The organism is Streptomyces sp. SID14436, from assembly GCF_010548465.1.
Taxonomy (GTDB): Bacteria; Actinomycetota; Actinomycetes; order Streptomycetales; family Streptomycetaceae; genus Streptomyces.
This window is the reverse complement of record NZ_JAAGMD010000404.1, coordinates 1-1,803: the sequence shown is the minus strand read 5'-3', so window position 1 is coordinate 1,803 and position 1,803 is coordinate 1. Positions and strand designations below refer to the sequence as shown.

Sequence of the window (1,803 nt, the reverse complement as noted above, 5' to 3'; positions counted from 1 at the left end):
CCCCGCGCCGTCCGCCCCCTCCGCGGCACCCTCGCCGCACCGGCCCACCCTGGCCCCCGGGCCGGCGGGCCTGACACCGGTGTTCGAGAACGCCCCGCGCACCGGGGAACGCACGGTCGCCCTCACCTTCGACGCCGACATGACCGCCGACCAGGGCCCGCGGGCGGCGGCGGGTGAGCGTTTCGACAACCCCGCGCTGATCGCCACCCTGCGCAGGCTCCGGGTCCCGGCCACCGTCTTCATGACCGGCCGGTGGGCCGAGGAGTACCCCGACCAGGCCCGCGCCCTCGGCCGGGACCCGCTGTTCGAGGTCGCCAACCACTCCTACAGCCACTACGCCTTCACCGGGGACTGCTACGGCCTGCCGACCGTCCCGCGCGAGCGGATGCGGGCCGACGTGGAGCGCGCCTACACCGCGTTCCGCGAGGTCGGGATCGCCGACCCCATGCCGTACTTCCGGTTCCCCGGCGGCTGCTACGACCGGGCCGCGCTCAAGGCGCTGACCCCGACCGGTGTCACGGCCGTGCAGTGGGACGTGGTCGGCGGCGACGCCTTCGCCACCGACCCCGACGCCGTGGCCCGGCAGGTGCTGGACGGCGTACGGCCCGGCTCGGTGGTGGTCCTGCACTGCACCCGCAGCGCGGCCCCCGCGACCGAGCGGGCGGTCCGCACGGTCGTCCCCGAACTGCGCCGGCGGGGCTACCGCTTCGTGAAGGTCTCCGACCTCATCGCCGCGCGGGGCGGACGCCGCTGAGCGTCCTACGCTGGACACATGAGCGACACCGACACCGTCACGGGAACCGGCGCCCAGGCCGCGGCCGGCACCGACGACTACTGCCTGATCGACGCGGCCCGCCCGCCCCGGGCCGACGGCCCGCCGTACGCGGAGTGCGTGCTGTGCCGGGAGCCGACCGAGTACCCGGAGTCCTACAAGGGCATCACCCTGTGCCCGGTCTGCGAGTGGCGCGAGGCGGAACGGACCTCCTGCTCGGGCTGACGGAGCCCGCCTGCGGGTTGGCAGACTGGATCCGTGAGCACCGATCAGAAGCCCGCCGACAGTCCCTTCCGCCACGCCTCCCGCGACCGCGACACGGCGCCCCAGTTCGTGCTGCCCCTCGTGGTCCGCATCGAACGGGCGTCGCCGCCGGCCCGCACCGACGCGCTGGAGACGGCCGCGCGCGCCGTGCTGCTGATGCTGACCGACGCGCGCTCCACGGGCGAGGGCGAGTGGGCGGACGCCGTGCGCTCCTGGCAGGACGGCCGGATCCGGAAGGTGGTGCGCCGGGCCCGCGGTGCCGAGTGGCGGCGTGCGGAGGCCCTGCCGGGTTTCACGGTCACGGGCGCGTCCGCCGAGGTCCGCGTCTTCCCGCCGGTTCCCCTCGACGGCTGGCCCAAGGACCTGGCCCGCCTCCAGGTCTCCGGCACCGACCTCGACGACCCGGAGGCGCCCGCGCCCCCGGACCCGTCCGTTCCCGTCCTGTGGATGAACCCGGACCTGGACATGTCCGCCGGCAAGGCGATGGCCCAGGCGGGCCACGGCGCGCAACTGGCCTGGTTGGAGCTCGGCGACGACGACCGCGCCGCCTGGCGCGACGCGGGCTTCCCGCTCGCCGTGCGCACCCCCGGCCCGGCCCACTGGGCCGCCCTGACGGCGAGCCGCCTCCCCCGGGTCCGCGACGCCGGCTTCACCGAGATCGCCCCCGGTTCCTGCACGGTGATCGCGGAGCATCCCGCACTGCGGTAGCCCGCCCCGCCCCTCGCCCTGCCCGGGCGGGCGCCCCCGCCCACGCAGCGCTCCCGCCG

3 protein-coding genes are annotated in these 1,803 nt (G+C 76.4%); all 3 read left to right on the top strand.

Annotated elements, in window-relative coordinates; all coding sequences use genetic code 11:
- On the top strand, positions 1-754 hold a 754-nt coding region (locus G3I53_RS14215), incomplete at its 5' end, for a polysaccharide deacetylase family protein (protein WP_164438407.1).
- A gap of 18 nt (positions 755-772) precedes the next feature.
- The gene (locus G3I53_RS14210; RefSeq protein WP_164333750.1) at positions 773-997 is read left to right on the top strand and encodes a hypothetical protein; all 225 of its coding nucleotides are present in this window, start codon (positions 773-775) and stop codon (positions 995-997) included.
- Positions 998-1,030: 33 nt separating this feature from the next.
- Positions 1,031-1,744: an aminoacyl-tRNA hydrolase gene (locus G3I53_RS14205; RefSeq protein WP_164438406.1), complete on the top strand. Its 714-nt coding sequence runs from the start codon at positions 1,031-1,033 to the stop codon at positions 1,742-1,744.
- The last annotated feature ends 59 nt before the right edge of the window (positions 1,745-1,803 follow it).